This window comes from Candidatus Enterococcus avicola (assembly GCF_047470845.1).
Taxonomy (GTDB): domain Bacteria; phylum Bacillota; class Bacilli; order Lactobacillales; family Enterococcaceae; genus Enterococcus_D; species Enterococcus_D casseliflavus.
Genome location: NZ_JBLGTY010000010.1, coordinates 87089 through 113986 on the forward strand (window position 1 = coordinate 87089; position 26898 = coordinate 113986).

Annotated in this window: 25 protein-coding genes and 6 pseudogenes; 27 read left to right on the top strand and 4 right to left on the bottom strand. The window is 36.5% G+C overall.

All coding sequences use genetic code 11. From position 1 onward, the window contains the following. Positions 1 to 138: 138 nt before the first annotated feature. The 15 genes and pseudogenes from ACI3E5_RS10125 to ACI3E5_RS10195 all read left to right on the top strand — a co-directional run. A pseudogene (locus ACI3E5_RS10125) lies at positions 139 to 480 on the top strand (DNA topoisomerase); the annotation flags it as partial. Positions 481 to 1253: 773 nt separating this feature from the next. Then, positions 1254 to 1676 (top strand): cupin domain-containing protein, encoded by a 423-nt coding sequence (locus ACI3E5_RS10130; protein ID WP_002307506.1) that lies wholly within the window; start codon positions 1254 to 1256, stop codon positions 1674 to 1676. An 83-nt stretch (positions 1677 to 1759) separates the two neighbouring features. Next, positions 1760 to 2413, top strand: a complete 654-nt coding sequence (locus ACI3E5_RS10135; protein ID WP_002307505.1) for an ABC transporter ATP-binding protein — start codon at positions 1760 to 1762, stop codon at positions 2411 to 2413. Beyond that, complete coding sequence (locus ACI3E5_RS10140; protein WP_002318452.1) at positions 2410 to 3174, top strand: ABC transporter permease; 765 nt, start codon at positions 2410 to 2412, stop codon at positions 3172 to 3174. Before ACI3E5_RS10135 ends, ACI3E5_RS10140 begins: the two co-directional genes overlap by 4 nt. 175 nt (positions 3175 to 3349) lie before the next feature. Then, a pseudogene (locus ACI3E5_RS10145) lies at positions 3350 to 3556 on the top strand (IS256 family transposase); the annotation flags it as partial. A gap of 534 nt (positions 3557 to 4090) precedes the next feature. Further along, on the top strand, positions 4091 to 4663 hold the full coding sequence (locus ACI3E5_RS10150; protein WP_002292150.1) for a Dps family protein: 573 nt from the start codon (positions 4091 to 4093) through the stop codon (positions 4661 to 4663). Positions 4664 to 4807: 144 nt separating this feature from the next. Further along, on the top strand, positions 4808 to 5512 hold the full coding sequence (locus tag ACI3E5_RS10155; protein WP_142658853.1) for a Crp/Fnr family transcriptional regulator: 705 nt from the start codon (positions 4808 to 4810) through the stop codon (positions 5510 to 5512). Between the two features lie 228 nt (positions 5513 to 5740). Next, complete coding sequence (locus ACI3E5_RS10160; protein WP_003102891.1) at positions 5741 to 6079, top strand: hypothetical protein; 339 nt, start codon at positions 5741 to 5743, stop codon at positions 6077 to 6079. After that, positions 6064 to 6891, top strand: a pseudogene (gene lgt, locus ACI3E5_RS10165) (prolipoprotein diacylglyceryl transferase). Before ACI3E5_RS10160 ends, lgt begins: the two are co-directional and overlap by 16 nt. 173 nt (positions 6892 to 7064) lie before the next feature. Further along, complete coding sequence (locus ACI3E5_RS10170) at positions 7065 to 7298, top strand: heavy-metal-associated domain-containing protein (RefSeq protein ID WP_003125439.1); 234 nt, start codon at positions 7065 to 7067, stop codon at positions 7296 to 7298. Positions 7299 to 7617: 319 nt separating this feature from the next. Further along, complete coding sequence (locus tag ACI3E5_RS10175; RefSeq protein WP_005225221.1) at positions 7618 to 9522, top strand: heavy metal translocating P-type ATPase; 1905 nt, start codon at positions 7618 to 7620, stop codon at positions 9520 to 9522. 110 nt (positions 9523 to 9632) lie between these two features. Continuing rightward, positions 9633 to 10232: pseudogene (locus tag ACI3E5_RS10180) on the top strand (HAD-IC family P-type ATPase); the annotation flags it as partial. 63 nt (positions 10233 to 10295) lie between these two features. Continuing rightward, positions 10296 to 10532, top strand: a complete 237-nt coding sequence (locus tag ACI3E5_RS10185) for a heavy-metal-associated domain-containing protein (protein WP_005225223.1) — start codon at positions 10296 to 10298, stop codon at positions 10530 to 10532. A gap of 1 nt (position 10533) precedes the next feature. Next, the gene (locus ACI3E5_RS10190) at positions 10534 to 11085 is read left to right on the top strand and encodes a Dps family protein (protein ID WP_060792972.1); all 552 of its coding nucleotides are present in this window, start codon (positions 10534 to 10536) and stop codon (positions 11083 to 11085) included. Between the two features lie 16 nt (positions 11086 to 11101). After that, complete coding sequence (locus ACI3E5_RS10195) at positions 11102 to 11794, top strand: Crp/Fnr family transcriptional regulator (RefSeq protein ID WP_005225225.1); 693 nt, start codon at positions 11102 to 11104, stop codon at positions 11792 to 11794. A 41-nt stretch (positions 11795 to 11835) separates the two neighbouring features. Here ACI3E5_RS10195 and ACI3E5_RS10200 read toward each other — a convergent pair. The 3 genes and pseudogenes from ACI3E5_RS10200 to ACI3E5_RS10210 form a co-directional block, all read right to left on the bottom strand. Continuing rightward, a pseudogene (locus tag ACI3E5_RS10200) lies at positions 11836 to 12168 on the bottom strand (transposase); the annotation flags it as partial. A gap of 111 nt (positions 12169 to 12279) precedes the next feature. Beyond that, positions 12280 to 12900: a CadD family cadmium resistance transporter gene (locus ACI3E5_RS10205; RefSeq protein WP_005237707.1), complete on the bottom strand. Its 621-nt coding sequence runs from the start codon at positions 12898 to 12900 to the stop codon at positions 12280 to 12282. Positions 12901 to 13301: 401 nt separating this feature from the next. Then, positions 13302 to 13496, bottom strand: a complete 195-nt coding sequence (locus ACI3E5_RS10210; RefSeq protein WP_005225228.1) for a hypothetical protein — start codon at positions 13494 to 13496, stop codon at positions 13302 to 13304. A gap of 271 nt (positions 13497 to 13767) precedes the next feature. On the opposite strand from ACI3E5_RS10210, the pseudogene ACI3E5_RS10215 reads away from it, so the two are divergent. The 8 genes and pseudogenes from ACI3E5_RS10215 to ACI3E5_RS10250 form a co-directional block, all read left to right on the top strand. After that, positions 13768 to 14383 (top strand): annotated as a pseudogene (locus ACI3E5_RS10215) (transposase); the annotation flags it as partial. Next, a complete protein-coding gene (locus ACI3E5_RS10220; RefSeq protein WP_311957806.1) occupies positions 14340 to 14978 on the top strand; it encodes a pectate lyase-like adhesive domain-containing protein in 639 nt (212 codons plus the stop codon). The pseudogene ACI3E5_RS10215 and the gene ACI3E5_RS10220, both read left to right, overlap by 44 nt. A gap of 654 nt (positions 14979 to 15632) precedes the next feature. Next, entirely contained in the window at positions 15633 to 15770 is a 138-nt protein-coding gene (locus ACI3E5_RS10225) for a teichoic acid D-Ala incorporation-associated protein DltX (protein ID WP_080646975.1), read from the top strand. 11 nt (positions 15771 to 15781) lie between these two features. Continuing rightward, entirely contained in the window at positions 15782 to 17299 is a 1518-nt protein-coding gene (gene dltA / locus ACI3E5_RS10230; protein WP_096742289.1) for a D-alanine--poly(phosphoribitol) ligase subunit DltA, read from the top strand. Then, a complete protein-coding gene (dltB, locus tag ACI3E5_RS10235; protein ID WP_005237703.1) occupies positions 17296 to 18495 on the top strand; it encodes a D-alanyl-lipoteichoic acid biosynthesis protein DltB in 1200 nt (399 codons plus the stop codon). Before dltA ends, dltB begins: the two co-directional genes overlap by 4 nt. Before the next feature lie 14 nt (positions 18496 to 18509). Then, a complete protein-coding gene (gene dltC / locus ACI3E5_RS10240; RefSeq protein ID WP_010748144.1) occupies positions 18510 to 18752 on the top strand; it encodes a D-alanine--poly(phosphoribitol) ligase subunit DltC in 243 nt (80 codons plus the stop codon). Further along, on the top strand, positions 18749 to 20023 hold the full coding sequence (gene dltD / locus ACI3E5_RS10245; RefSeq protein WP_142964228.1) for a D-alanyl-lipoteichoic acid biosynthesis protein DltD: 1275 nt from the start codon (positions 18749 to 18751) through the stop codon (positions 20021 to 20023). The genes dltC and dltD overlap by 4 nt, the downstream gene beginning before the upstream one ends. Positions 20024 to 20068: 45 nt before the next feature. Then, positions 20069 to 21310, top strand: a complete 1242-nt coding sequence (locus ACI3E5_RS10250) for a serine hydrolase domain-containing protein (protein WP_005237700.1) — start codon at positions 20069 to 20071, stop codon at positions 21308 to 21310. A gap of 354 nt (positions 21311 to 21664) precedes the next feature. On the opposite strand, the gene ACI3E5_RS10255 is transcribed toward ACI3E5_RS10250, so the two are convergent. After that, complete coding sequence (locus ACI3E5_RS10255; RefSeq protein ID WP_010748147.1) at positions 21665 to 21832, bottom strand: hypothetical protein; 168 nt, start codon at positions 21830 to 21832, stop codon at positions 21665 to 21667. A 1165-nt stretch (positions 21833 to 22997) separates the two neighbouring features. Here ACI3E5_RS10255 and ACI3E5_RS10260 point away from each other — a divergent pair. From ACI3E5_RS10260 to ACI3E5_RS10275, 4 genes are all read left to right on the top strand, one after another. Continuing rightward, positions 22998 to 23312, top strand: a complete 315-nt coding sequence (locus ACI3E5_RS10260; RefSeq protein ID WP_010748148.1) for an ArsR/SmtB family transcription factor — start codon at positions 22998 to 23000, stop codon at positions 23310 to 23312. Between the two features lie 13 nt (positions 23313 to 23325). Further along, complete coding sequence (gene arsB, locus ACI3E5_RS10265; RefSeq protein WP_005237696.1) at positions 23326 to 24405, top strand: ACR3 family arsenite efflux transporter; 1080 nt, start codon at positions 23326 to 23328, stop codon at positions 24403 to 24405. A 17-nt stretch (positions 24406 to 24422) separates the two neighbouring features. After that, complete coding sequence (locus ACI3E5_RS10270) at positions 24423 to 26090, top strand: FAD-dependent oxidoreductase (protein WP_086295851.1); 1668 nt, start codon at positions 24423 to 24425, stop codon at positions 26088 to 26090. A 120-nt stretch (positions 26091 to 26210) separates the two neighbouring features. Further along, positions 26211 to 26567 (top strand): hypothetical protein, encoded by a 357-nt coding sequence (locus ACI3E5_RS10275; protein ID WP_010748150.1) that lies wholly within the window; start codon positions 26211 to 26213, stop codon positions 26565 to 26567. Positions 26568 to 26898 lie beyond the last annotated feature (331 nt).

Here is a 26898-nt window from a genome sequence, read left to right on the forward strand (position 1 = left end):
TACTAGAAGAGAAGGAATGGTTATGAGTATCGGGGAAGTAGGGTATATTTTTACAAAGTATTTTATCGTAACAGTGTCTATTCTTACATCAATATATACAAGATCGTCAAAAAGCATTTAGATGAAGCGGAAACAATCGTGATTGCGACCGACAGCGACCGAGAAGGTGAAGCAATCGCCCGCTTGATTATCAACCTTTCGGGAAATAGCCGGAAAACCATTAAACGTTTATGGATCAACTCGCTTGAAACTAGCGAAATCAAAAAAGGATTTCAAAATCTGAAGGACGGACAGGCGTTTTATTCCACTTACAAAGAAGCAGAAACCCGACAAATCGCTGATTGGCTGGTAGGAATCAATCTCACCCGTCTTTACACGCTTTATATGCAGAAAAACGGCATGAGAGGCGTGTTTAGCGTTGGACGCGTCCAAACCCCGACTTTGTTCTTGATTTACCAACGCAACGAAGAAATCAAACATGCATTGGCACTTAAACTCTTATTACTGGAGTTAAATTCATATGATTTTTAATCTGCAAAAAAGTTTATAGCACCGTCGCTTATACCAGAAAATATAACAAACGCCGCATTGTTTTTTTGTGCACTTTAATAATCTATTCAACTAAGGAATTAAGCTGGCTGTCAAGAGAGTAATATCGTATCGAATCTCAGGTGGAAATTTTCTGCGGTATCTTTTTTGACTGAAATGACATTAGTGTTTTTTGGGGATTGTGTATGTAAGTATTTTTTAAAATCATTTTAACAAGTTTTGGACAAAAATTCTCATGAAAAAACAGAATTTAAATAGCATGATAAATTAGAGAAGATAGTTTAATGTGCTTATAGGAACACCCCACTTTTACAGTCACAATCAATAACCTTGCTACTTTCTTTCGAAATTGATAAGATTCTAAAGGATTGACAACGCTTGATAGTGAGCATAAACTTAATATACGCTAGTTAGTTTACAAGTGCAAACTAAAAAAGTATGATGTGTCGTCTCTGAAATTCTCCCTGATTCAAGTCATAACCAGAGTACATATCGGTTATTTTTTGATTCCATATTTTTTCCTTTATGTGCTGAGGATTAAGGGATACCAATTGTAATTGCGCGTTATATGGTCTTTGTTTAGAATCGCTCTCCAAAAAGCCAATTTTTTGCATAGAATTTTAGATGTGGTACCATTTATTAGAATTATTATAAATAAGAAGTAGGTATCATTGTTTTAGTAAAAAGACTAGGAGGAATGGAAGATGGAAATAGACTACAAGGATCATGGGAAGAAGCCGTATATCATTAATATTGAAGACGCCACCACAGGAAATGATAATTACCGGACGACCATTTGGACAGGCAGTAAACTGCAAGTCACCGTAATGTCCATTCAACCGGGCGATGACATCGGTTTGGAAGTGCACGAAGGCATTGACCAATTTATCCGTATTGAAGAAGGAGAAGGCGTGTGTAAAATGGGGCCTTCTAAAGATAACTTACATGTTCAACAAAAAGTGATGGATGATGACGCCGTATTTGTTCCGGCGGACATGTGGCACAACATCGAAAACACCGGTGATAAGCCGCTCAGACTGTATACCATTTATGCTGGTCCAGATCACCTTGAAGGAACGGTTCACCCTACTCATGAAGACGCCAAAAACGATCCAAACGAACACTGAGGTACACTAGGATGAAACAAAAGCCCTGCACCCGTATGGATGGTCCACTGGTGCAGGGCTTTTTTATAAAGGAGAGATGTGGTATGAGTGATTCATTGTTTCAATTAGAGAAGGTTGGTTTTCAGGCAAACGGAAACCAAATCCTTCAAGATATCTCTTTTACAGTAAACAAAGGGGAAGTGATTGTTTTTTCTGGTCCTTCTGGAAGTGGAAAAAGTACCCTTTTGAAATTAATTGGTACGCTGCTTTCCCCAACTTCCGGAAAAATTTATTATCGAGGTACGGATCTGCAAAAAATCGATCCTGTGGAGTATAGAAAAGAAGTCTCTTATTTCTTTCAAAACGCTTCTCTATTCGATGAGACAGTTCAAGAGAACTTGTCTTTTCCTGCCCGCATAAGAGAAGAAGGATTTGATCGGGAACGTGCAAAAAAATTGTTAGAACGAGTTCAAATACCTGAAACTTACTTATCGAAAGAGGTCAAGGAACTATCAGGAGGGGAAAAACAACGGGTTGCATTGGTCCGAAATTTGATGTATCAACCGAAAGTGTTGCTCCTGGATGAAGTTACCAGTTCATTGGACCAAGAAAACAGAGCGATTGTCCTTGATTTAGTCCGAGACATGATGAAAGACCAACAAACTACGGTGTTGGCCGTCACTCACAACCAGGAAGAAATCGACCAAGCTTCTCGTCTGATTACTATCAAAGGTGGAAAAATGGAGGAATCGAAATGACAAACAATTTGGAAATCAGTAATCTTTCTTTGCTTTTATCCTCTGTCCTCTTGATAGTTGCCTTGTTGATTGATTACAAAGAGAAATTGGGATTAGGAAACGACATTTTTATTGCGGGAATTCGCGCTGTCGTTCAATTATTCCTTATTGGATATGTATTGAGCTACGTATTACGAGTGGATAACAACTTTCTCACTTTAGCGATGGTTTTGTTCATTGTGTTCAACGCTTCTTATAACGCCCATACACGCAGTGAGGGGATCAACCGCTCTTTTAAAATTTCAACGACGGCTATTGGAGTAGGAACAGCCTTGTCCTTACTCATTCTTGTTTTTTCAGGAGTCATTGACTGGTCCCCTTCCCAAATCGTTCCAATTACAGGCATGATTGCCAGCAACGCCATGACTGCGATTGGAGTGACCTATCGGTCTTTGAATTCAAAATTTACGGACCAACGCCAACAGGTATTGGAAAAATTGGCATTGGGAGCCAATAAAAAACAAGCGTCCATGAGTATTGTAAGAGAAAGCGTCAAAACGGGCATGGCTCCTTCTATTGACCGAACAAAAACGGTTGGACTTGTCAGCCTACCAGGTATGATGTCAGGGTTGATTTTTGCGGGAATTGATCCTGTTCAAGCGATTCGTTACCAAATTGTTGTGATGTTTATGTTGATTTCAGTTACTGCGATTTCTTCGTTTATTGCTAGTTATATGGCTTACCGTGAGTTTTATAACAATCGCAGTCAATTAATTATATGATTTGGGATGATACACTACTCTTAAAACCAGTGGTTACAATTTTATGTAGTTAAAAGAAGACCTCACGAGAATAATTGCAAAAAGAACTTCATTTTTTAAGGAAGAAGGATATTTTTGTCATCGAATCTTTGGAACGACTAGGGCGAAACTATGATGAAATTTTTTATATAGTGCAGCAACTGGATTGATTGAATCCTTTAATAAGCAAATCAAGAAATACAGCCACCGCAAGGAACAGTTCCAAAATGAAGAGTCGATGGAACGTTTCTTAGTCTCGTCTTTTGATACTCACAACCAAAAATTCCTAGGTCGCAGTCATAAAGGTTTCCAACAGGCCGAAGGCGAGCTCGAACAAATGCTGAGTCAACCGATGGAGAATTAGAAACAATCTACAGTAGGAAAGAAGCATTTACACAAAATTATTGACGCTCCCAAGCTAAAACTCCTATTAATCGATCTACTAAAAATAAATAAAAAATTCTTTTCAATTTTTATTTATGGTATGACATAAATAAAGTAAAGTTATTCTTCTAGGTTAATCTTATTAATACTCTTTCTCACTAGTGTTGCATGCAACACTAGTGAGAAAGAGCATTAAATATACTGCAAGGCAAGACATTTGGTAATTGAAGAATAACAAGCAAAAAAATAGCAGTCAGGTCTCTTGACAAAGTATAGTTGCTATTCTTTTTTTAGGCCCTACTTTAATGAAATTTTTGTTTGGAGGGAACGACTTCATTCCTTTGATTATTTCAGTTGAATTTAATAAAAAAGCCTGGCGTCTATTAAGAAATACTTTTCTTGATGAGCGTCAATTTTTTTAACGGAAATCTATCCTATACTAAATTCAGTAAAGAAAAAGGAGGAATCAAAGAAAGCTATTTTAAACAAACCAAAATTATAGGAGGAATAAATCATGACTGAAAATAAAGCTACTCAAGAAAGAACACCCCAAGAAAGATTGCAAGAAGAACAAGAACACAAGGAACATGTTCATCATACGAAAATTAATGCAGCGGCCATTGCGGATCATCTTTTAGGCAACATGCATACATTACATGTGAAACTGCACCAATATCACTGGTATGTAAAAGGAGCCAATTTCTTTACGTTGCATGAAAAATTTGAAGAGTTGTATAACGAAAATGAAAAATGGTTCGACAAACTTGCGGAGCGTCTAATTACTTCTGGGCATAAACCTGCTTCGACAACGGTTGAATTTGAAAAATATTCGATGCTTTCGGAAGATGCAGTTAATAAATACGCTAAAGCAGAAGACATGGTTGAAAATATTATCGAGGACTTCAGAAGCACTCGTGACCTAACTATTCGCGCGATTCGTTTAGCTCAAGACGAGGGTGACGATGCTTTAGAAGATACATTGATTGCTTTTAAAAATGACTTAGACAAGAACATTTGGATGCTGCAAGCGTTCATTGGTAAAGAAGCATTAGAAGATGATGACGCTCTTGATGAGGATGAAGATTAAGGTAAAAGTAGAAGCTGATTTAGGGATTGGAATTCTTTCCAGTCCTTTTTCCATTTTCTTGATGTGCATCAATTTTTTTGTAGTAAGAGACTTATATAATAAAAGCAGCGAATATAAACAAAATAAATAAAGGGGAAGAATGAATTGACTAAACATACCCATCATGAAATTGGCGACCACGCAGCCTGTATCCGCTTGGTTCCAATATTCAATCACTTAGAGGATAGCGCGATGAATTACATTGCTGAAAAAGCCCACACGAAACAGTATCAAAAAGGAGAGTTTCTATTTCGTTCACAAGAAAAAGAGGATACTTTATATATTATCAATCGTGGGAAAATCCGTATTTATCGATTGGCAGACTCTGGCAAAGAGCAGCTAGTGCGGATCTTGAACCCTGATGATTTCACCGGAGAATGGACCTTGTTCAACCCGGATGCAGTACACGAGGAATATGCCGAAGCAACCCGAGATACCGTTGTCTGTATGATTCAGCAAAAAGATGTCCAAGATTTTCTGGAACAATACCCAGCTATTTCTTTAAAACTATTGGCGGAAATGTCTAAACGGTTAGAAAGTTCAGAACGTCAAACGACACAAGTAGCCTTGGAGAGTGTCATTACCCGTTTAGTTTTGTTTTTGGCAGAAAATGTGGAACCTGAAATGGGCGACTCTCCCACCATCACCCTGCCGATGGAAAAAAAGGACATTGCTTCCTATTTAGGAACGACACCTGAGACCATCAGTCGCAAATTTGGAGAATTGGAGGACGAGGGATTGATTCAACAGCTGTCTGGGAAAAGGATCAAGATTCAGGATTTAGATGATTTATTGCTTTACAGCGAATAATCGGACACACTTTTTTCTACACGTTGGTGTTCTGTCGCTCTTCATTAACAACGGGACAGAACTCAGTGCTTTTGCTTCCATCTGTCCGTTTTTGGCTTTTTTAAGACAGAACGACCTTCATTCATTGGAAAAATAAAAGCACAAACATGATAACCCTCAAGTTTTTTTGTTTTATTTTTCTTTAAGATAGGGTTGTCGAACAAAACGTAAAAATAAGTAGGGGTGAATGTGCATTATTTTTGGGTGATAGTTGCCATCACGTTGTCAGCAGCGGGTGCATTCTTTGTCGTCCCTTTCACCAAGAACACGATTGGCGGCGAAGCAAAAACGTCTAACGTTGTTGAGGCAGATAGGTTAGCTATGGAAAAAGAAGAGGAAGTTGTAAAAGGAGCCGGCGTAATAGGACACGGAAAAGTGGCGTATTACGAAGCGAGTGACCAGGGAGATAAAAGTGTATTCACTGTTTGGTTTCCATGGAGCTTAGCCGGAATCTTGTTCAGCATCACCATGACTAGAATGACGCGAAAAATTGAAGAAATGGAGCAAATAGAATGGAATTCGTATTAGTCGTTTTGAATCCCCATGCGGTGGAGATTGGTTCTGTTGTGATTCATTGGTATGGAGTCATTATTGCAGCGGGCATATTAGCGGCTCTCCAGTTGAGCACCAAGGAAGCAAAGAAAAAAGGACTGGAAGAGGATACCATTATCGATATGGCCTTATGGGCAATTCCGATTGGACTCCTCGGCGCTCGGCTTTATTATGTGTTATTTGAACTTGGTTATTATCTGCAAAATCCAGGACAAATCCTTGCGATTTTGAATGGCGGCATTGCGATTTATGGGGGATTGATTGCAGGAGGGGGTACGCTATATTGGTATGCAAAGAAAAAAGGTACTTCTTTGGCACTCGTTCTTGATATTTTAGCGCCCAATGTATTGTTAGCCCAGTCCATTGGTCGTTGGGGCAATTTTATGAATCAGGAAGCTCATGGTGGACCGGTTACTCGTCAATTCTTGGAAAATCTTTATTTACCTGAATTTATCATTGAACAAATGAATATCAATGGTACCTACTACCATCCGACTTTTTTATACGAGTCATTGTGGAGTTTGTTGGGCTTTGTCCTCATCGTCACTATACGGAACCGAAAACAGCTTTTGCGTCAAGGAGAAGTCGCTTTGAGTTACGTTTTGTGGTACTCAGTGGGTCGGTTCTTCATTGAAGGTATGCGAACGGACAGTTTATGGATTGGCGAGTAGATCCGCGTTTCACAAGCCTTGTCTCTGGCCCTGTTTATTGGCGCGATTGTAGTATGGTTTATACGCAGACAAGACTATCCACCAATTTATTATTATTCTGATGGCAATAAGGGGTAGAAAAAGACTATTAAGATGGTGAATTGAGCAAAAAGATAAAAAGAAGTGCAAAACTTGATATGCGTCAATTTTCGTTTGCTAAAAGTGAGATATACTACAGTTGTAAAGAGGAAAAGGCAGTGTTCATTAATCTGCTGCGGATAAAATAAAAACACATAAAGGAGATAGGAATTATGGAAAAAGCTATATTGCAATTAGAAACGTTGTCTTGTCCAAGTTGTATGCAAAAAATTGAAGGTGCCTTGAAATCAGTTAACGGTATTGATAAAGACAGCATTAAAGTATTATTCAACTCCAGCAAAGTCAAAACCAATTTTGATTCAGCTGTCACTTCGATTGAAGAGATTCAAAAAGCTATCGAAAACGTAGGCTATCCGGTCCTTAAAGCAAAAGTCAAGGCCGCTTAACAGATTAAATGAACTAGGCAATTCTGGAAGAAAAGCTATTTTTCCGGGATTGCTTTTTTGTTGCAATCCGATTCGAGGTGCTTAGAAACGATAAAAGAGAACTTTCTAAACTTGATAGCCGTAAATTTTTATTCGATAAAAAGAGGGTATCGTTATAACTGTAAAGAGGAATAAGTGTCATTGAGGCTGTTAGATCAAAAAAATAGTGAGAAGGGACACGTATTTTTTCAAAACTTGATGTCAGTCAATTAATTACTTAGGCAATTATCTTATACTGTGTTTATCAATAAAAGAGAAATTAAATTTGGAGGGAAAAAGCATGCAACAATATATATTAAGCAAGAAAAATGTTATCACCGTCATCAGTGGATTGTTAATCGCACTCGGTTTCTTCAGTCACTTTGTTTTAGAAAACGTAGGACTTTCAGAGTGGTCTTTGATCATCGCCTCTGTCTTTGGGATTACGCCAATTGCCATTCAAGCGTTTCAAGCAATGAAAGTCAAAGTCATCAGTATTGATGTCTTAGTCAGTATTGCAGCGATTGGTGCGCTTTTTATTCAAAATTATGAAGAATCGGCTATTGTCACGTTCTTATTCTTATTCGGACACTACTTGGAACAACGAACATTGAACCAAACGCGATCTGCTATCAAAGAATTGACTGAAATGGCACCCGAAAGCGCCTTGAAACAAATGGATAATGGCGAATTTGAAGAAGTAGAAGTGGATGATGTAGATGAAGGGGATATCTTGCTCGTTAAAACGGGTGCGAAAGTTCCAGTGGATGGCACAGTCCTTACGGGCGAAGGGCATATCAATGAAGCTAGCATTACAGGGGAAGCTGTTCCGGTCAACAAGCTAGCTGATGCAGAAGTTTTTGCAGGAACCATTTTAGAAAACGGAACGATTCAAATCAGAGCTGACCGAGTTGGTGAGGACACCACATTTGGAAAAATTATTGAACTCGTGGAAGAAGCACAAGATTCTAAATCCGAAGCGGAACGGTTCATTGATCGCTTTTCTAAATACTACACACCAGCTGTCTTGGTTCTGGCAATTGTTGTATGGGCGTTCAGTCAAAATATTGAGTTAGCAATCACCATCTTGGTTCTAGGTTGCCCAGGCGCATTAGTTATCGGAGTGCCTGTCTCAAACGTTGCCGGTATCGGGAATGGTGCTCGTAACGGTGTTCTTTTAAAAGGGAGTGAAGTCATTCAAGACTTCAGCAATGTGGATACAATTGTATTTGATAAGACAGGTACTTTAACTGTCGGAAACCCAACCGTTGCAGCGACTGAACTGTATGAAAAAGATTCTGCTGAAACGCTTGGCTATCTGGCCAGTGTGGAACGGGAATCAGATCATCCATTAGCAAAAGCGGTCTTAAATCAAATTGGAGAAACAAATTTTTATCCTGTTGAAGGAACTGAAGTCGTGAAAGGCGGCGGAATCGTTTCAAGTGTAGCTGGACATAGAGTGGCTGTTGGGAATGTGGCCTTGATGGAAAAAGAAAATGTCACTCTCAGCAAAAAAGTGCAAAAAGATGTCAAACGGTTTGAACAACAAGGGAACTCTCTCGTTTTGACAGCGGTCGACGGTGAATTAAAAGTACTGATGGGCATTCGCGATCAAGTCCGTCCGGGTGTGAAAGCTAATTTGCAGGAATTAAAAGACTTGGGCGTGAAAAATCTAGTCGTTCTTTCAGGAGATAACCAAGGAACCGTTGATGTGGTCGCCGGCGAACTTGGTTTGACCGAAGCTCACGGCCACATGTTGCCGGAAGACAAATCGGCTTATATCGGAAAACTTCAACAACGTGGTCAAATTGTAGCCTTTGTTGGAGATGGCGTTAACGATAGTCCGTCCTTAGCTTTAGCAGACATTGGAATCGCAATGGGAAGCGGAACGGACGTAGCGATTGAAACATCCGATGTCGTTTTAATGAACTCGAACTTCAGCAACTTGCCTCACGCATTAGGATTAGTAAAAGCCACCGCAAATAATATGAAACAAAATATCGTGATTTCAATTGGAGTAGTGTTGGTCTTGTTGACCAGCGTCTTCTTCAGCGAATGGATGAATATGTCTATCGGAATGTTGGTTCATGAAGGTAGTATCTTGGTGGTAATTTTCAATGGCATGAGATTAATGAAGTATAAGTTGAAAGGTCGAAAAGAACAAAAAGAAGTATCAGCACCTGCAGAGAAAGTAAAAATATCTTAAGAATAAATTAGAAGAGGCTGAGACAATAGTCCATCCTTGAAATGACAAAAGCGGAAACTCAGATTTTTAAATCTGGGATTTTCCGCTTTTTTGAGTTCTTGAAAAAAAAGAAGAGTATTGTATTAACGGCAGTTGATCGTAAGTTAATTATTTTAATGGGAATCCGTGACCAAGTTCGAGCAGGTGTTAAACAAGACCTACAAAAATTAAAATCACTTGGTGTTAAAAATCTCACTGTATTATCAGGGGATAATCAAGGCATAGTTAATTTAGTTAAAAAGGAGCTAGGATTAACCGAGGCTCATGGCGATATGTTACCTGAGGACAAGCAAGCGTTTCTAAAAGAAAGACAGTCTACTGGTGAAATTATTGCTTTTATTGGTGATGGTGTGAACGATAGCCCTTCTCTAGCTACTGCAGAAGTAGGGATTGCTATGGGAAATGGGACAGATGTGGCTATTGAAAGTTCAGATATTGTTCTAATGAATTCCAATTTTAATCGTCTCCCCCATGCTTTAGGTTTAGCTAAAGGGACATATGCGAATATGAGACAAAATATTCTAATTGCTGTTGGTGTGGTGATAATATTATTGGTTAGTTTAATATTTAGTGAATGGATGTCTATGTCGATAGGTATGTTAGTTCATGAGGCAAGTATTTTAGTAGTTATTTTAAATGCAATGAGATTAAGAAGATATCAATTAAGATAATTGATCTATGTCAATTATCTTAAAAGAAATGTCCTGTATAATTTATTTAAAGGAGTGATAGATATGACTAAAGCAACATTAAAATTAGAAACATTAACTTGTCCATCGTGTTTACAAAAAATTGAAAGTGGTTTAAAACAGACAGCTGGTGTAGAAAAAGATTCTGTAAAAGTACTGTTCAATGCAAGTAAGGTAAAAGTAGATTTTGATGAAGAACAAGTCAATTTGAGTACAATTGAAAGAGCTATTGAAAACCTAGGATATTCAGTTATTAGTTCAAAAGTAAAGGAAGGTGTATAAAATGACAACAGCAAATGAAAGACAAGAAAAATTAGCTGCTGAAAAAGCATATAAAGAACACATTCATCATACTAAGATTAATGCTGTAGCTGTCACAGATCATATACTTGCTAATATCCATACCTTACATGTAAAATTACATCAATATCATTTGTATGTGAAAGGCACAAATTTCTATTCATTGCATAGTGTTTTTGAGAATTTATACAATGAGAATGAGACATGGTTTGATAAGATTGCAGAACGTTTACTAGCTTCAGGATTTAAGCCAGCTTCAACAACTACTGAATTTCAGGAATTTACAATAATTTCTGAAGATCCGTCTGAAAAATATTATTCTGCTGAAGAAATGGTCATACAGTTAGTAGAAGATTTTAGGACTAATCGTGAATTTACCGTTCGTGCAATGCGTTTAGCACAAGAAGAAGCAGATGATGCATTAGAAGATTTACTAATTAGTTATAAAGATTACTTAGATATAAATATTTGGCAACTTCAAGCCTTTGTTAACAAGGATGCGTTAGAAGATGATGACTATATAGATAACGATTAATTAGGAGGAAAGCTGTATGGCACACCATCACCACCATAGTCATATAGATTGTATACGTTTAGTTCCGATTTTTAATCACCTAAATGAAGAACAAATGAGTTTAATTGCGCAATCAGCGCAAGAAGTACATTATGCAAAGAATGCGTTGTTATTTGGAAATGGTGATAAAGATGACACACTTTATATTATAAATAATGGGCGTGTACGTGTTTATAACTTAAATGAATCTGGTCGTGAACAAACTGTACGCATATTAAATCCTGGTGATTTTATGGGAGAAGTGGCTATTTTTCAAACTGAAAGTTACCATTCTAATTATGCTGAAGCAATATCAGAAGTGAGCATATGTAGAATTCATAAAAAGGATATGGATGACTATTTAGGCGCTTACCCAGAAATTATGAGAAGAATACTATCAGATGTTACGAAACGTTTACAGGTATCAGAAAAGCAAACGATGCAGGTTGGTATGGAGCAAGTAGAGTCTCGTATTATTGATTTTCTATCAGAATACGTTGAAGATGAAGAAAACCATACTTATGTGACTTTACCAATGTCGAAAAAAGATCTAGCCTCGTACTTGGGTACAACCCCAGAAACAATAAGTCGTAAGTTCTCATCATTGGAAGAGAGAGGTTTAATTAAACAGCATACTCAAAAATATGTTGAGATATTTGATTTAGATAAGTTATTATTTGCATCAAGTTAAGTTAAATGGTTCTGTGTCAAATAGTATTGGTCAGCAACACTATTTTTACCAAATGTTGAAAAATGAGGAACAGGATATTCTAAACTCAAACCTAAAAACCAGCGATAAGCGATATTCACTTCTATTTCTTTTATTGTTTGTCTCATACTTTTAATACCAAATAGATATTGAATCATTGGTAATTTAATTAGAAGAATAGGATCCAAGCTAGGACGTCCTTGGATTTCATCGTATTTCTCTTTAACCAATTCATAAATAAAGGAGAAATCAATACATTGATCTATTTGCCGCAATAAATGGTCCTGTGGGACCAAGTCTTCAAGAGAAAAGAAACCGATTTGTGCGCGTTTACTCATATCTTGTTTTGAGAGCATCTGGATACACCTCCAATTGATACTCTTATTTTAACGGATAAAAAAAGACAAAGCACTAAAAACTAGTACTTTGTCTACAGTCTGAAAGCCCCATTTAAGGGGCTTTTTTATCTATAAAATAAAGTTCAGAAAAGTCTCAATCGTGCCACTTTCATACATGATGTATAGTCCAAGTGGAATGAATACTAAGGGCACGATGATTCGCTCGTATTTTTCAATTGTCTCGGATATTAACGGAATAGAAGATAGCACCCGACTAAGCTCGCAAAAGATAATTATGCCGATTGCAAACACAAGCAACGCCACGAGGGTCTGTGACCAATCTAACGAAGCAAAATAAGGTATATAGATACCTAAATTATCTCCGCCAGACGCAATTGTCAGCAATGTGACTGTCCAAAACAGTTGATTTGCCTTGCTTTGTTCTAATCTTTCAATAATTTCTTCCTCTTCTTCTTCCTCACCTTCTCCAACAATTGCAAAGCGAATCCCTAAATAGATAGGGATTAAACCAAGCAATCCAACCATCCATGCTTCAGGCACGAAATTGACGACATAAGCAGCAACTAAACTCGCCCCTACAAGTAAGCCAGTTCCTAGATATTGCCCCGCATAAATATGCCATTTCTGTTTATTCTGTGATAGCTGTGCAAATAAAATAATTAAAATAATTAAATAATCGATACTGGTGGAAATATAAACACCAATAGCAGATATGATTGTCTGTCCCATAAAAAAACCTCCAGTATTAGTCAGTAATAAATCAGCAGATTTTAGGAGAGCACAGACACATTAATTTAGCTATCGCTAATGGGTAATGTCGAACGTAGGAAAGCATTTTACTCCTCCTCAAAACGTAGTTACAAAGTAATTTCTAACTGGAATTCGGTGACTACTTCCTTGTAAAGTATAACCCACTATACTTTACAAGGTAAAGTGTGGGCTCTCCGAGGGGTCTTGCAGACGGCTCTGTCGGCTCTTTTGAGCCGAGTATCAGCGCACCCTTATGGTGGCATTTAGCTGATACCTGTTTGACGTTTTGCTACTCTACCTTTTCGGTAGGTATGCAAACCTCAAACCAAAATAAAAACCCCCTTCGACTTTCGTCAGGGGGCTTTTATATTTAAGTGCATTTAATTTTGAAGATTACCCTCAAAATATAGACCAAAAACATCGACATTATTATTAATGGTTTGATGAAAACGAGTGATATTTTTGAACGTAAATTCATCACTATGATTTTCAAAGTATCTTCTTAACTGAATAATATTTTTTAAATCATTATCTGCAACAACAGTTAATAATTCATCTTTAAATTTACCAGTCATCTCTCAAAAATCTCCTAGCTATTTTTCTTCTTTAACCACATACCGTCAATCATCTTGTTGATTGCTAAAGTATTATTATTAATTGCCACGTCAAACAATTCATCTGATTTTTGAATACAAATCATTAAAATGGTAATTATGATATTGATTTTTGGGATTCTTTTCCAGCTGGAATGGACGAGTTAGCGAAAATTTTTAGAATGGTTGTCATGGGTGAAGATACCGTAAAAGGAATTGCATTAACTATGGAAATATTGCGGATGCTGCGACTATAGCTAAAGAAGCCTTAGAGGCGTTCTGTGACTTACTACAAGAAGAAGGAAAAGGTTGCTTTAAAGATCCAGAAAAAATTGCCAAATCATTCAACGTGCAATTACCATGAGTTATCGTTTAGGTAGACTTGCACAAGAATCCATCAATGTCGTTCTAAGTGTTCTTGTACGTGAAATTCGTGCGCTTGAAAAGAACATCAAAGACTTGGAAAAGCAATCAAGCAATTATTTGTCGGCATTCGAGAATATCAATATTTGCCCGGTGTTCCAGGTATTGGAAAGGTGTACTCCACTTAATTAATCGTTGAAATCGGTCAAATTGAACGATTGGAAAATCAAACAAAATTGGCAAAATATGCAGGCTTATATTCGAAAGTCAAACAATCTGGTAACTGTCAGTCATAAAATACACCTCTGACAAAACAAGGGAATCGCTATTTTGGATACTACTTAGTTAAAGCTACCAACTCTATAAAAAAGTATCTTCCTGAATATAAAGTTTTTTATCAAAGCAAATGTAAAGAGGTCCCAAATATAAACACAAACGAGCAATCGTCTTAAGTTACGCGTCTTGTGGATACGCTACTACGTAACCATCGACTCTACCGTCTTTGATGGACAAACAGCAGATGTCACTACAATGGCAGAATTTATAGAAGCAGTTGCCAATCCTGATATTGGGATTATTTCTGTTCAAGCCAATCTGACAGCGGCTACTATAAATATACTAAGGATCGATCGTCCGCTGCTTGTTCAAGGAAACGGATATACATTGACTTTTGGCAACAATGGGTTTAGTGGGTGTATTGTTTTTTTTATGGTAGTTCTGCTTGGTGGATTAGGAGCTTACATAGAAAATAAATACAAAAATGAAAGGAATGAAATTGAGCAAAAATTGTTAAGTTTAGAAAGTTCAGGATCTATTGGAAAAGTCATTGATAGCTTTTCAGATGACTTAGGATTTTTATCAAAAAGTTTAAATTATCAAAGGGTATCTTCGATTAACCAGTTATTGCTAAAGTTAAATGAACAAATACATAGCTTTAAGAAAAAGTATCCCAGAGAAAAGTTGAAAACAGATCAATTTGAAGCAATAAGTAAACAATGTAATATTATTCAACAAAAACTAATTGTACAAAATTCAGTAAATGAAATCTTTCAATCCCCCCTCCGGCTATTAATGGTTCAACTGTTCGGAAAGATATTGTGATAGAATACAATGTTGATATTAAAACAATAGATTCTATAAATATAGACATATTTGAAGAAGATAATTGGAAACGAGTGATAAAAGGTTTATTAAGAGAAGTAAAATATCAAATAAAATTAATTAATCATACAGAGGAAGTTATAAATGATTGCTATAGCGGAGATAAAGTAAAGCAGAACATATCGAAAAAAATATGAAGAAATAAATAAATTGGTTAATAAAATTAAGCGTTTGTCTGATAAAGTAGTTTTGAAAGAGAAACTTAAGGAAATTGAGAGAAATATTGAATTAAGTAATTAAAAAATTTTAACCTTTGTAAAAAAATCGCAAACTGTGTTTTTTCAATTCGATTTTATTATGGAAAATCCATAAGATCTTAATATAATTGAGATTTTTCATATAATTTATATTGATTAATTAATCACATGAAGCGATTCGTTTGATGTAAGTAATAGAAACAAAATATTCAATTTTTCATAGACCAGATACATTATATATTAATAGGATAACCATAACCTTATTAAGTTTAAATAACATAGAATAATCTTACCAAATTGTAAGGATTATAGTCTACAAATCAATGTCTCGTATTATTGAATTATATTAAAATGGTTCCAGAATATTATCATGAGGTGAAATTTTGTGAAAAAATTTATGAATAATAGACCTGAGAGTCATGTACTTACTTTTGTGTGGAAAACTATTTTATATTTTTTTGTTATCGTTATGATAATTTATCTTTATCACTATAAAAACGTGCAAGGTGGCACCTTTATCTATAATGAATTTTAGGAGGAATGTTCATGAACGTGGTGAATATTGTGCAAGCCATTGAAGAGTGGGCAAAAAAAGATTCAGAGAGGATTGCCTACCGGGAAGATCACCAAGTATATACTTATGGACAATTAGCAGCTCGATCCAATCAATTAGCTGCCTATTTCGAGGAAACGTTGGAAACTCGCGGACCGATTGTTGTTTATGGCGAGTTAGAATTTGACATGCTGACAGCTTTTTTGGCAGCTTCCAAAACTGGTCGGGCATATATCCCCATTGAAAGTACCACACCAAAAGAGCGTGTTGAATTGATCCTTTCTGTGGCTACACCAGATTTGATCATTAGTGTAGCTGACTGGCAAGGTCCGGAAACAATGATTCCAATGCTAGAAATAAATCAATTGGAAAAAATTTATCAAAGCGGGCGCAATTTAGGTAACGCAAAAACGCTCGGAAAAGATGATATTTATTACATCATCTTTACATCAGGAACGACCGGCATCCCTAAGGGAGTCCAGATTAGTCACGGGAATTTATTGAGTTTCGTGCAATGGACATTGAAAGATTTTTCCTTACGCGACGGGATGTATTATTTGGCGCAGGCACCGTATTCCTTTGATCTCTCTGTCATGGGGGTGTACCCAGCATTAACTTCTGGCGGCTGCTTGGTACCTTTAAAAAAGGTTGTCATTAATGACTTCAAAACATTATTTGCGATTTTGCCGCAATTGGCTATCAATGTTTGGATCTCGACACCTTCATTTATGAAACTATGTTTGATGGAAGAGACCTTTGACGGGATGCACGTTCCTCAGTTGGAGCGTTTCTTATTCTGTGGGGAAGAACTACCGAAAAAAACCGCTCAAGAGCTACTGGAACGTTTTCCGAATGCAAAAATCTACAATACTTATGGACCTACTGAAGCGACTGTTGCCGTATCCGGCGTGCAAATCACTGAAGAATTACTGGAGCAATATGATCGGGTGCCAATTGGGTATGTGAAAGAAGATTCGACGGTTTTCTTTATGGAAGAAGATCAACTAGTTCCTAAAGGGCAAGTAGGTGAGATTATCATTAGTGGTCCTAGCGTTTCAAAAGGATATCTGAACAATCCCGAAAAAACAAAAGAGGCATTTTTTGTCCATGAAGGGCAACCAGCGTATCGAACCGGCGATAGCGGCAGAATGACGGAAGATGGTTTGTTGCATTATGAAGGGCGTCTTGATTTTCAAGTGAAGTTCCATGGGTATCGAATGGAACTAGAAGAGATTGACCATCATTTAAGCAATAGTTCGTGGGTCAAACAAGCCGTCGTAGTCCCTAAATATCAAGAAAAGAAAGTGGAACAGTTGATTGCTTATGTCGTTCCCGAAACGCACCCCTTCGAGAAAGAGTTTCAACTGACAAAAGCCATCAAATCTTCACTGAGTGAAACGGTGATGGAGTATATGATCCCGCAGCGATTTATCTATGTTGAGCATCTGCCCCATACGGCAAATGGCAAAATCGACCGCAAACGGCTGACAAATGAGGTGAATCCTTCATGAACCTGCAGCATATGATTCCTTATGCAAATCCCACCTATTTCATTTGGCTAATGGTAGGATTGCTTCCGATGATGCTTGTGCTGCTGTTCAAACAAAAGCGTTGGCAATGGTATCAAACGTTACTCACACTAGCGGTATTGTACGTAAGTTTTGGTGGTGAATATTGGCAGCAGGGTCTGGCGCTGATCGGGTACGTCGTGTATCAGACATTACTCGTCTATGGCTATTATCAGCATCGTCAACGAGCAAATACTTCAGGCGTCTTTTATGGTGCAGTGGTAGCAGCGATCTTACCATTGGCATTGAGTAAAGTCACCCCTTTCTTTGTTGGGCATGCCTCACTGATTTATTTCTTGGGCATCTCTTATCTGACCTTCAAATCGGTGCAAATGATCATGGAGATACGGGATGGCCTGATCAAAGAATACCATCCTTGGCGTTATATCCAGTTTTTACTATACTTTCCAACGATTTCTTCGGGACCGATCGATCGTTATCGTCGCTTTGAGAAAGATCTGCTGAATCCACCGACAAAAGAAGTGTATCTCGACTATTTAAACAAAGGAGTCGCCAAAATAATGCTAGGGCTCCTGTATAAGTTCATTCTTGGTTATTATCTCGGTCAAGTATTACTACCGATCGTGACCAAAGAAGCCCTGCAAAATGGACTGTTCTCTTGGGGAATGCTAGGGTATATGTATGTCTATAGTATGTATCTGTTCTTTGATTTTGCTGGTTATAGTTTATTTGCAATTGGTATCAGCAACTTCATGGGTTATGATACACCAGCTAACTTCAATAAACCTTTTCTGGCGCCCAATATCAAAGAATTCTGGAATCGTTGGCACATGAGTCTGTCTTTTTGGTTCCGAGACTACGTATACATGCGATTGATGTTCACCCTGATCAAAAAGAAAGTTTTCAAAAGTCGTATAGTAGCATCTAATGTCGGTTATTTCGCCCTGTTTCTATTAATGGGCATTTGGCACGGTCTTACCTGGTATTACATTTTATACGGGGTATATCATGCGACACTGATTTGCGGAAATGATGCGTGGATCCGTTGGAAGAAAAAACAAGGAAATCTACCTTCGAACAAACTAACCAAAGCGGTGTCCACTGTATTGACCTTCCAAGCAGTTTGCTTTAGTTTCCTGATTTTCTCAGGAATCTTAGACAAATTATTCGTTAAATAAAAGGAGAAAAGAATATGACAACCAAAGAAGCAGTATTAGACATTTTAGTATCAGTTACAGGAAGTGACGAAGTAAAAGAAAACGAAACAATCGATCTTTTTGATGGAGGATTATTAGATTCATTAGGATCTGTTCAATTGCTGGTTGAACTAGAAGGGCGGTTAGGAATTGAGTTTCCTGTATCAGAATTTGACCGGGCAGAGTGGAATACACCAGCAAAAATCATTGAGAAAGTCGACACGCTGCAAAGCCGATGATGAAAAAACGACTATTCACGGCTTTTGGACCGCTTCTTTGTGCGGTGATTCTTGTCGGGGGACTCTTCCTTGGCCCTTGGAAGATCAATAGCCACGATCCGAAAGTCATCGCTCAAGCGGCGACGGCAATGAATGATGCGGTGTTTCGTGGGGATCATATCAAAAATGAGGCAATAGCAACAGGAAAATATGTCCCATTTTTTGGCTCATCCGAACTAAACCGTGTGAGTGTCACACATCCTTCCGTATTGGTGCAGAAATATCACCGTTCTTATACGCCATTTTTGATTGGTGCACCTGGCACCCAGTCGCTGACCCAGTACGCCATCATTCAATCAATGGCGAAAGAATTAGCAGGGAAAAAAGCAGTCTTCATCGTTTCCCCTCAATGGTTCGTTCCTAAAGGGTTGAAAGGAGACTATTTCAACCATCATTATTCCGAACAGCATGTGTACGATTGGCTCTCTTCGTTAAAGAAAATCTCTGACACCGATCAATACTATGCCGAACGTCTCTTAGACTATTCGAAAGTGAGAGAAAATCGCTTGACGGAACAAGTCTTGAATGAAGTGAAATCCGGTAAGATACCAACTGATTGGCAGAAAAAACAGATTGATCTGCAACGATCTATTTTGAAACGGGAAGATGAGCTTTTTAGTGGTCTTGGGTTGGGGCATAACTCGACTGACAAAATCACTGCTGCTGCAAAGAAATTACCTTCTACCTATAATCTCGCTCAAATAGAACAAGTAGCCGATAATGAAGGAAAAGCAGAAACGACTAATAATTCTTTAGGGATCAAGAATTCTTTTTACCAACATAATCTGCAAAGCCGCATAGATAAAATGAAAGGCTCTCAAAAGAAATGGGATTATCGTTTTGGACCAGAATATAGTGACTTTCAACTAGTACTGACAGAATTTGCTCGCAACAATGTGGATGTCTTATTTGTGATTCCGCCTATCAATCAGAAGTGGATGGATTATACTGGCTTACCGCAAGAGGTGTTGACTGGTTTTGACAAAAAGATCCGCTACCAGTTAAGAAGTCAAGGCTTTATGAATATCGCTGATTTATCAACGAAAGGCAATCAACCCTATTTTATGGAAGATACGATTCACTTAGGCTGGCGTGGCTGGCTAGCAGCAGATGAATACATTCAGCCATTCTTGGATTCTAAGGGCAAAGAGAAACCATCTTATGAAATCAACCATTATTTCCTATCCAAAAATTGGCAGCAAGAAGCACCAAAAGATATTCAGGGGGAATGAAAAAGGAGGACTGTTGGAGAATAGAAATGCTGGAGGCTTTATTCAATGAGTAGACATACGAAAAAACATGCAAAAAGAAACGTTCATAAACTAGTGCTTGGGATTGATATCCTTGTGATTATTTGTGGTCTCATTGGCCTCTACTACTTGTTTTTACCAACGGAACCAACGGATGCTTCTGATCATTTCAGTGAGCAAGTTGTACATTCCAGTACTGCCAGCAGCTACTCTTCCAAAAATGAGCAGCCCGCATCCAACAAGAAACAGGACTTGTTGGATGCGGGAAACTATGACAATCTCATTAGTAATCAAGAAGTCATCACACCTGAAGGAGCTATCTACGATCAGAAAATTATTTCCAGTGGCTTTATCGGAAGTGCATTGGTTGTAAAAAATGGGAAAGTCCTGCTGCATAAAGGGTACGGATATGCGGACAAGGCAGCTGATATTAAAAATACTCCGACAACATTATTCAATATTGGCTCGATACAAAAAGGTCTAACAGCTGTCTTGATTATGCGAGCAGTTAGGGACGGGAAATTATCCTTGACAGATACGTTAGCCCGCTTTTATCCCTATATTCCTGGTGCTGCTAATATTACGATTCAGCAAATGCTGCAGATGGCTTCCGGACTCAAGCTTTCAGAAAACCCCCAAGGACTGGAAGACGTGCAACAGATCCTCGACTGGGATGCTGCACATGCTGTCTTATCCGGAACCCAAGGAACATTCAAATACAGTCCCATCAACTACAATTTACTAGCAGGCATTTTGACAAAAGTAACAGGAAAAAGTTATGATATGCTGTTAACGGATTATTTTATCAATAAGAATGGGTTGAAACACTCTTTCTTATATAAAGTTTTTTTGCAGCAGGATCATCCTACGGTCAATTACAAAACGGATGGTGAAACAGATCCTTATGGGAACCCTAACGATATTTCCTCAGCTAACTTGGCAGCTGAGGTAGGAACTGGAAATCTCTATATGTCAGTTGGCGATTTGTATCGCTATTATGATTTATTATTGAATGGGAAACTGTTAGATAAAGCTTCGCTGGAGCAAATGTGGCAACCAGCCGCTGGCGGATTCTATGCAGCAGGTTTTTATGACAAAGGGACTTATTTCCGTGCTCATGGTGGTAAAGGAGGATTCGAATCGTTTGGGTTGTTTTCTAAAGATAATAAAACTAGTGTGATTCTGCTCTCTAATCGTGGACGTAAAAGCGACACGGAATTAATGAATCAACTGTATCATCCGCTTTCAAATATTGATGTCTCTTTTTAATCAAATTATATGAGGAAATCAATTATGATATATGCTTGATTTCCTTTGTCTAAATATTATAATTCTGTTGATAGGACTCATTTTTATGATATCGCAGATTTTATGTATCAATACTGCATCTTCGGCATAAAATATTAAAAAATTTTTGTTTATCTGTGTATTAACAATGAAACAATGTATGGTTCTTATTCAGAATTGATATGGAACAATCTATTAGCTATCACTAAGTAGTAAGTGATAACTAAAATACATACAAACCAAGATAGCGGTTTCATATTTAGATTTTATAGTGTTGCCAAAGCTGTGCTATATTGCTTATCCGATTAATTTTTAAATTAATACTTTGAGGTGGTTCTATTTACAGCCTTTTTTTTCACAAGTGATAGAAGAAGTCGTAGACTGCCAATCTTGTGGATTGTCATCAATTCTTGCTCCACAACCAGTATAATTACCTTCTTTTCTATGAATTTTTCCGTTTTCAGATTTCTTTGTGTCATTACCAACATATTTTATGTTTGCCATAATGCTTCCTCCTAATAATAGTATTTCTTTTTTTATTTTTGGCACTACTACTAAATCTTAAGTCTATTTTAATTCAAAAAAGTATAAAATGCTAATTATATTTGAAAAATGATGTATGAATAATTTCAGTTTACATAACATAGATTTTATACAAAGTTGTCTCTTTTAAAAAGCTATAAATCAATATAATTAAAAACATGTAAATGTTTATGTTAACTAAAAATCTCGATCTCTTAAGCAACATGATAGTTCGACCCCTACTCTTCCATCAAATGGCGCCCTATTATCAAACAAACTACAAGATTACCTGTACCAATGATGGTTTATATTTGAATCTTGAGGTTCTTTCACTATTTAATGGAATGGCAATATTGTTTTCTTGTAACTATGATTCTATTCATTTATATCTCCTCTTTCTTCAATTTCTATTTCAATCTTAGCTATCGTAAATATTTTTATAGATATTGTTTTTCAGAAAATACGAAACTCAAAATCCTTTTCATCTACTCCTCTTAAAAAAAAATATCTTGTTGGAATTTGAAGCTGATTACTTTTTTAAATTATTTTATAAATCTAGTCATCAGTTAAATAATTAATCATACTATATTTATATAGATATTTTCTTTTTTCAGCACATCGTTTAGTTAGGGGATTCAAAGGCCAGCAGAGTATACTCTGTTGGACACTCCTTTAAACAGATTTTTAAATCATTAATAGTGTCCATGTAGATTGTGCAAAAAGCTTTCTCGAATCATAAAAAATTCATAATGAGTTATTTTGAGTAAGAGTGTTCAGAAAATGACTAATTTCTGGACACTCTTTTTAGATACTGTAATTTATGTGTATCACTCTATTTTTGTGTTCATAAACTCGTAGCTAAATCATTGTTCAATTAAAATTTAGGTTTATGAGTATTAGGACAAATCTTGGATGTGGTCAAAAACTTAAGGGTTTATGAGCTCTCTTTGATTGCTATAACTATAAAAGAGTTCAAGATAGAATATTCTTTAACAGTTCTTCTATGCTAAATTAACCTATAGTGAGAGTACTAACTATGCTATTAATTCCTATTTACTTAGAAATTATGAGTAAACAACTTGACCTTATATAGATGGTTGTCTATATTACATATATAGACAACCATCTATATAAGGAGGGTCGAAGAATGAATTATGAATCTCTTTCATTAGTATTAAAATCTCTAGCGGATCCAAATCGTATGAAAATAGTAGATGTGCTTTCTTGCGGTAGTTTGTGTGCATGTGATTTACTTGAATATTTTGATTTTACGCAGCCTACACTTTCTCATCATATGAAAGTACTTGAAAAAGCGGGTGTCGTTTGTGTAAGTAAAAAAGGGCAATGGCACCATTATTCATTGAGGGAAGAATTTGTTGTAGAATTTATGGAATCTATTCAACAATTACTTGTAAATAATGAAGACAACTGTGTATGCAAAGTAAAAGAAGGATCTAAGTAGGAGGAAAGTAAAAATGAAATCAAAAGGTAAAGCTGAAGGGTTAGGCTTTTTTGAAAAGTATTTAACTCTATGGGTAATCTTGTGTATGATAATCGGAGTATTGATTGGACAGTTTGCTCCAGCTATTCCTGATACATTAAGTCAATTTGAGTATTTTCAGGTCTCAATTCCAACGGCTATTTTGATATGGTTGATGATTTATCCTATGATGTTAAAAATTGATTTTACCAGTATTGTTCGTGCTGCTAAAAAACCTAAGGGATTAGTTATCACGTGCGTTACTAATTGGCTTATTAAACCGTTTACGATGTATGGCATTTCAGCACTCTTTTTTTATGTGATTTTCCAACAATTGATTCCAATAGAACTAGCAAAAGAATACGTCGCTGGTGCAGTTATTCTAGGAGCAGCACCATGTACAGCGATGGTTTTTGTGTGGAGCTACCTAACAAAAGGTGACTCTGCCTATACTTTGGTTCAAGTCGCAATCAACGATTTAATTATCCTAGTATTATTTGCACCTATTGTTGCTTTCTTGTTAGGTGTTGATAATGTAAGTGTCCCCTTAGCTACTTTATTACTGTCTACTGTTCTTTTTGTAGTTGTTCCATTGTTTTTAGGCTTCATTACTCGAGTGTTGATCATAAAAAAAAGAGGTTTAACCTATTTTGAAAATGTCTTCTTGAAGAAATTTGATTCAGTGACGATTATTGGTTTATTACTAACTCTGATCATTATCTTCTCCTTCCAAGGTGAAAGAATCATTGCTAATCCATTGCATATTTTATTGATTGCAATTCCTTTAACGATTCAAACGATTTTAATATTTACAATTGCTTATAGTTGGGCAAGATTTTGGAAGTTGCCACATAATATTGCTTCTCCTGCTGGAATGATAGGAGCAAGTAACTTTTTTGAGTTGGCAGTAGCGGTATCAATATCACTTTTTGGATTACAGTCGGGAGCAACTTTAGCAACAGTCGTAGGCGTACTTGTGGAAGTGCCAGTTATGTTACTTTTAGTTAAGGTTTCTAATAAAACAAAAGACTGGTTCATAAATCCGGAATCTTTGAGTGAAATCAAGAACGTATAAAGGATAGGTGTGGAGAAATGAAAATCATCATTATTGGATCTGTCGCTGCTGGAACAAGTGTCGCTGCAAAAGCAAGAAGAAATACGGAAGATGCAGAGATTGTTTTGTATGATAAAGATATGGATGTGTCTTACGCAGTTTGTGGGATTCCATATGCAGTGGGGGGAGAAGTGGAAAACTTTGATGAACTGACGCCTCGTAATGCTGAATGGTTTAAAAAAAGGTACGACGTAGATATTCATACCTCTCATGAAATAACTCAGGTTGACTATGATAAAAAATTGGTGCACGGAATCAATCTAATTACAAAAAAATCATTTACCAATAATTTTGATGTTTTAGTGTTGGCCACAGGATCGGTTTATAATACCCCAGAAATATTTGTTAATAGACATTTTGAGAATGTTTTTCAGGTGAAAAATATTTCGAGTGGGAAAAGTATCAAGAAGTTTGTAGATGAAAACGAGCCAAAAAAAGCAGTTGTCATTGGTGCTGGATATATTGGTTTAGAAATGGCCGAGCAGTTACAGAGACTAGGTCTTGAGGTCTCGTTACTTCAACGAAGTAAATATCCCATGTCCCATTTAGACTGGGACATGTCTTCAAGAATCATTAATGAAATGAAAAGGAAAAACACTGCCTTTTTCCCTGAAGAAACCGTCAGAAAAGTTAACGGTGATGGTAGTCTGAAGTCTATTGAAACGGCTAAAGGAACTATCTTTTCGGCAGATATTTTTGTATTAGCTACCGGAGTAAAGCCGAACACCGCATTAGCAAAATCCATGGGAATTAAATTAGGAATTACCGGAGCTATAGAAGTAAACGATAAGTTAGAAACCAATTTTCCAAATGTTTATGCTGTAGGTGATGTTGCAGAAAGTTTTGATCGCATAACTAGGCGACCAATTTATCGACCTTTAGCTTCAACAGCCAATAAAATGGGAAGGATCGCAGGAGATGTTATTACAGGTGGCAATCTACGACACAAGGGAATCTTAGGAACTGGTATTTTACGATTCTTTGATTTAACAATTGCTCAAACTGGTCTCACAGAAAAAGATGCTTTAGCAAATAATATAGCTATTACTACTTTATATAATATTAAACCTAATAAGCCGGACTATATGAATGGTAAAGAAATGGTGATCAAAGCAATCGCAAATAAAGAAAATGGGAAGATACTTGGGGCTCAAATCATAGGTTATGATGGGGTAGATAAGCGGATCGATGTGCTTGCTACTGCTATTTCATTTGGCGCAGCTGCTGAAGATTTATTTCACTTGGATTTAGCATATGCTCCACCTTTTTCTACAACAAAAGATCCCATTCATTATACTGGGATGGCTTTGAACAACGATATAAATAATGATACCCCGTTAATGACCCCTATAGAGCTATTGAGAAGAATTGATAGCGGCGAGAAATTACAAATTATTGATACCAGATCAAGAAAACAGTTTGAAACTTCGAAAGTTGAGGGAGCAATTCACATACCTTTAGCTGAGTTAAGAGATCGATATGAGGAATTGGATAAAGAATGTGTGACAGTAACTTATTGTAATAAAGGCGTTACTGGAAATGCAGCACAAAATATTTTACTGAACAAAGGATTTAAACAAGTTTATAATTTATCCGGAGGAAATAAAAACTATCAAGAAGTTTGTGAAACGATACAAAAATTATGATAGAATTACAAATATTGGAATAATTAGGAAGAAACTTATTTTGAGGTTTGATGTAACATTTGTATTTTTTTCAAGCTTCATTTTTTTATATATTATGGACTACTAGAGGTGAAATTGAAGATGGTAGATTTAACTAAAATTGAATACCGAGTTTTGATTTCATTATATGAATGCGAGGGAGGGATAACAAAACGTAACTTTGTAAAAAAATACCCAGAATTTAAGCTGAATACAGCTTATTTAGTTATTGATCGGCTAGTAGACAAAGGGTACTTAGAAATGAATTACTCAAAAAAAACTGAATTATCAGAAAAATTGTTTAGTCCAATCAAATCAATAACTGACTTCTATTCTGATATGTTTGGTATTTGCGCAGTTGATCGTACGGTGAAAAAAGTAATACGTGAACTAACTGATTATAGTCAAACAAGTTTTATTCTAGATAAAATAAGAGAAACAAAAAGATATGCAAAATAAATTTATATAGTTGGAATGAAAAGGTAAAATCTCATACTTATAGTCTTGGTATACAGTAAAAAAGAAATGGAGAAATGTCTATGGGACTTTTACATTTGCTTTATGTAATATTGTATTCAATTATAGTAATTAGCTTACTTATTTCCTATGATTTATTTGTAAAAAATTTTAAGAAACTCCATTTACGATATTCTTTTAAAATAATTATTGGTTTAATATTATTTGTATCGCAAATGTATTTTATCATAACTTTTGAGAGTGTAAAATATTTTGTGTAAATAGAAAAAAGGAAGTCCCTTCTGTAGAATAGAGTTACCACAACACATTCACA

Excerpts from the sequence above, each read along its gene's own strand:
- ACI3E5_RS10140 (WP_002318452.1), top strand. The coding sequence starts at position 2,410 with ATGACAAACAATTTGGAAATCAGTAATCTTTCTTTGCTTTTATCCTCT.
- ACI3E5_RS10255 (WP_010748147.1), bottom strand. The coding sequence starts at position 21,832 with ATGGCAAACATAAAATATGTTGGTAATGACACAAAGAAATCTGAAAAC.
- ACI3E5_RS10150 (WP_002292150.1), top strand. The coding sequence starts at position 4,091 with ATGACTGAAAATAAAGCTACTCAAGAAAGAACACCCCAAGAAAGATTG.
- ACI3E5_RS10205 (WP_005237707.1), bottom strand. The coding sequence starts at position 12,900 with ATGGGACAGACAATCATATCTGCTATTGGTGTTTATATTTCCACCAGT.
- ACI3E5_RS10195 (WP_005225225.1), top strand. The coding sequence starts at position 11,102 with ATGGCACACCATCACCACCATAGTCATATAGATTGTATACGTTTAGTT.
- ACI3E5_RS10135 (WP_002307505.1), top strand. The coding sequence starts at position 1,760 with ATGAGTGATTCATTGTTTCAATTAGAGAAGGTTGGTTTTCAGGCAAAC.
- ACI3E5_RS10130 (WP_002307506.1), top strand. The coding sequence starts at position 1,254 with ATGGAAATAGACTACAAGGATCATGGGAAGAAGCCGTATATCATTAAT.
- ACI3E5_RS10190 (WP_060792972.1), top strand. The coding sequence starts at position 10,534 with ATGACAACAGCAAATGAAAGACAAGAAAAATTAGCTGCTGAAAAAGCA.
- ACI3E5_RS10185 (WP_005225223.1), top strand. The coding sequence starts at position 10,296 with ATGACTAAAGCAACATTAAAATTAGAAACATTAACTTGTCCATCGTGT.
- ACI3E5_RS10170 (WP_003125439.1), top strand. The coding sequence starts at position 7,065 with ATGGAAAAAGCTATATTGCAATTAGAAACGTTGTCTTGTCCAAGTTGT.
- dltC (WP_010748144.1), top strand. The coding sequence starts at position 18,510 with ATGACAACCAAAGAAGCAGTATTAGACATTTTAGTATCAGTTACAGGA.
- ACI3E5_RS10225 (WP_080646975.1), top strand. The coding sequence starts at position 15,633 with ATGAATAATAGACCTGAGAGTCATGTACTTACTTTTGTGTGGAAAACT.
- dltD (WP_142964228.1), top strand. The coding sequence starts at position 18,749 with ATGATGAAAAAACGACTATTCACGGCTTTTGGACCGCTTCTTTGTGCG.
- ACI3E5_RS10270 (WP_086295851.1), top strand. The coding sequence starts at position 24,423 with ATGAAAATCATCATTATTGGATCTGTCGCTGCTGGAACAAGTGTCGCT.
- ACI3E5_RS10210 (WP_005225228.1), bottom strand. The coding sequence starts at position 13,496 with ATGACTGGTAAATTTAAAGATGAATTATTAACTGTTGTTGCAGATAAT.
- ACI3E5_RS10275 (WP_010748150.1), top strand. The coding sequence starts at position 26,211 with ATGGTAGATTTAACTAAAATTGAATACCGAGTTTTGATTTCATTATAT.
- ACI3E5_RS10260 (WP_010748148.1), top strand. The coding sequence starts at position 22,998 with ATGAATTATGAATCTCTTTCATTAGTATTAAAATCTCTAGCGGATCCA.
- ACI3E5_RS10175 (WP_005225221.1), top strand. The coding sequence starts at position 7,618 with ATGCAACAATATATATTAAGCAAGAAAAATGTTATCACCGTCATCAGT.
- dltA (WP_096742289.1), top strand. The coding sequence starts at position 15,782 with ATGAACGTGGTGAATATTGTGCAAGCCATTGAAGAGTGGGCAAAAAAA.
- ACI3E5_RS10250 (WP_005237700.1), top strand. The coding sequence starts at position 20,069 with ATGAGTAGACATACGAAAAAACATGCAAAAAGAAACGTTCATAAACTA.
- dltB (WP_005237703.1), top strand. The coding sequence starts at position 17,296 with ATGAACCTGCAGCATATGATTCCTTATGCAAATCCCACCTATTTCATT.
- arsB (WP_005237696.1), top strand. The coding sequence starts at position 23,326 with ATGAAATCAAAAGGTAAAGCTGAAGGGTTAGGCTTTTTTGAAAAGTAT.